The organism is Xenorhabdus stockiae (assembly GCF_002632825.1).
GTDB lineage: Bacteria > Pseudomonadota > Gammaproteobacteria > Enterobacterales > Enterobacteriaceae > Xenorhabdus > Xenorhabdus stockiae.
This window is the reverse complement of record NZ_NJAJ01000103.1, coordinates 1-2,382: the sequence shown is the minus strand read 5'-3', so window position 1 is coordinate 2,382 and position 2,382 is coordinate 1. Positions and strand designations below refer to the sequence as shown.

The following is a 2,382-nucleotide window of genomic DNA, read 5'->3' as shown; positions in this document are numbered from 1 at the left end:
GAACCTGACCTCAGTAATATTAACTGGCTAGTTAGCAGTAGGATGAAATGACCTTTAACGAATAATAAAGTGAGGTGTTTATGTCTGATGTTAATAAGCCAGCGTGTCCAGAAGGTGCTATGTTGTCTTTTGATCTTAATATAGGAACCATCCAATTTTATAATGGTGGTAATCCAGATTATGATAAAGTTCAAGAGTGGGGGTATTCAGCTTCATCTATTGGCACCCTGACAAATCTTCAAAGCACAATGGGAGTTGGAAACATATTAGCATTCCAACTAATTGAGGTCCCCATCGGTACTTTCTGGGGATTACAGTTAGAAGTTGACACACAAAACCAACCATACTTAGGAAGTAAAAAACTTGAAATAATGGCGAATGGTTCAACTTATAATCTTGGTGTTGTTAGTCCTCATGTACCTTATCTTGAAACTTATTTTCTTTATATTTCTAATGGTGCTAAGCAACTAGGCGACTTCCTGAAACAAAATGTAGGCAATACAACTCCAATTCATTTTTGCTTTAACTGGAAATAAATCCACGTACTGAATTCAAGGCTGCTTAATGCGGCCTTTTTCGTATCTGCTCACGGTAAAATTTTTCAAAAGGTGGTAATCATGCTTATTCGAAATAATAAATTTATGGAGAAAGGCATGTCGATTACATTTGAAGATATAAAAAGGCAAAGAATTAATCTGGGTAAGAAATACGACCTCCGTAAAGCTGAACTTCAAAAACACGGTTATAAACTCATCAATGAATATCGAAATTCATTATCGTTACCAAGTGATACTTGGCGAGATAGTGCAGGGGATGAGTATAGCTATGTCTCAGTTGGAGATGTGAATGAAAAAGGCGAATTTCATAAAAAATCTTTAGCATCATTTATATTAAGTGATGATTATGTATTGAAATTTAAAATAGCCACTACGGTCGATGACACCCCGCTAACCGGTGGTGATCTTCATGCCATCAGTATCTCGATGTGGAAAACAGGTGGAAATCTTCACGTTGACGTGGGTAATGGACAAAAAGAACTTATCATCTCCTCCCCGTCTGAAGAAGACGCTTTCATTGAGGCGTGTTCTGCAATAAAGCAGCTAATAATGATTAGCTTTACAGACTCAAGGCTTGATTAAAATATTATATAGGTCGCAATGGCGGCCTTTTCTATTTATGCCACCGCAATCACTCCTATAACCTCAGTATCTCCTATTGCGGCTGGCAACCTACTCACTACAACTCACAGGGGCGACCACAGACTCACCCCACGGACGCCCATTGTTCTGATGGGGTGGAAATATGCGTATGCCAAATAAAGACCCAAGCAGCTTTGAGTTACATCAATGGCTGATACTTTTGCTGCTTTCTGCATGGGGCGGGATAGTCCGCTATATCATTGATATAAAAACCAGCAACGCCCGCTGGAGTTGGCTTGGGGCATTTGCCCAAGTCATTGTTTCAGGATTTACCGGACTGATAGGCGGATTTATCAGTTTAGAGGCAGGACTGAGCTTATACATGACATTCGCCAGTGCAGGCATGTGCGGAGCAATGGGCAGTATTGCCCTCACGTATTTTTGGAACCGACTGACAGGTGCTCACAGATGATTAAGGAAATATACGGTGTGAAGATATTTCCGCTGGTTGTAATGTTTTATCAGGTTCGCCGTTGGTGGGTGCTGCGTAAATTGCAGAACTGGTGGCGAGCTGATATGCGTTTTCTGAAAGTCATGCGTCAACGAAAATGGGTATGGGATCACTTCAATTTCTACAAACGTTATCGGTTTCTTAGGCTACTGGCAGAATGCGAACAACAGCGGGGTAATATCTGATGAAAATCAGTGAGAACGGGTTGAGCTTCATCAAACAATATGAAGGCCTGAAACTGAAAGCCTATCCCGATCCGGCGACTGGAGGCATTCCGTGGACGATTGGCTATGGTCATACAAAAGACGTTAAGCCGGGGCAAGTTATCATCGAACAGCAGGCCGAAGCATTCCTGCATGATGACCTTAAACCTATTTACATCACCCTTGAATCCGCTGTGAAGGTATCCCTGACTCAGGGACAGTTTGATGCCCTGTGCTCGTTCATCTTCAATTGTGGTGCCGGTAATTTTGCTCGTTCTACCTTGCTAAAGAAACTCAATGTGGGTGATTACCAAGGTGCCGCCGATGAGTTCCAGAGATGGAATAAGGCAGCAGGTAAGGTGATGAACGGTCTGACTAAGCGTAGGGCATCTGAGCGCCAGATGTTTTTGTTATGAGATTCACTCTCACTTACGGCGTATTCACACAGGCATTTGAGGTGCTGAGCGATGGTTATCATTCTGGGCCCAATGATTTATGTTATCGGTTTTATTGCGGCGTTCATTATTTC

The 2,382-nt window shown here is 42.1% G+C and carries 4 protein-coding genes and 1 pseudogene; all 5 read left to right on the top strand.

From position 1 onward, the window contains the following. Positions 1–107 precede the first annotated feature (107 nt). A pseudogene (locus tag Xsto_RS20455) lies at positions 108–536 on the top strand (DUF7823 domain-containing protein); the annotation flags it as partial. 81 nt (positions 537–617) lie between these two features. Beyond that, the gene (locus Xsto_RS20450; RefSeq protein ID WP_099126283.1) at positions 618–1,139 is read left to right on the top strand and encodes a hypothetical protein; all 522 of its coding nucleotides are present in this window, start codon (positions 618–620) and stop codon (positions 1,137–1,139) included. A 163-nt stretch (positions 1,140–1,302) separates the two neighbouring features. After that, positions 1,303–1,611, top strand: coding sequence for a phage holin family protein (locus Xsto_RS20445; protein ID WP_099121355.1), 309 nt, complete (start codon positions 1,303–1,305; stop codon positions 1,609–1,611). Continuing rightward, positions 1,608–1,835 carry a hypothetical protein gene (locus tag Xsto_RS20440; RefSeq protein WP_099126282.1) on the top strand — a complete coding sequence of 76 codons (228 nt, stop codon included), beginning with the start codon at positions 1,608–1,610 and terminating at the stop codon, positions 1,833–1,835. Before Xsto_RS20445 ends, Xsto_RS20440 begins: the two co-directional genes overlap by 4 nt. Further along, positions 1,835–2,269, top strand: a complete 435-nt coding sequence (locus tag Xsto_RS20435; protein ID WP_099126281.1) for a lysozyme — start codon at positions 1,835–1,837, stop codon at positions 2,267–2,269. The genes Xsto_RS20440 and Xsto_RS20435 overlap by 1 nt, the downstream gene beginning before the upstream one ends. Positions 2,270–2,382 lie beyond the last annotated feature (113 nt).

What these genes read in the sequence shown, in the direction of transcription:
- Xsto_RS20440 (WP_099126282.1), top strand. Translation starts at nt 1,608, where the DNA reads ATGATTAAGGAAATATACGGTGTGAAGATATTTCCGCTGGTTGTAATG.
- Xsto_RS20450 (WP_099126283.1), top strand. Translation starts at nt 618, where the DNA reads ATGCTTATTCGAAATAATAAATTTATGGAGAAAGGCATGTCGATTACA.
- Xsto_RS20445 (WP_099121355.1), top strand. Translation starts at nt 1,303, where the DNA reads ATGCGTATGCCAAATAAAGACCCAAGCAGCTTTGAGTTACATCAATGG.
- Xsto_RS20435 (WP_099126281.1), top strand. Translation starts at nt 1,835, where the DNA reads ATGAAAATCAGTGAGAACGGGTTGAGCTTCATCAAACAATATGAAGGC.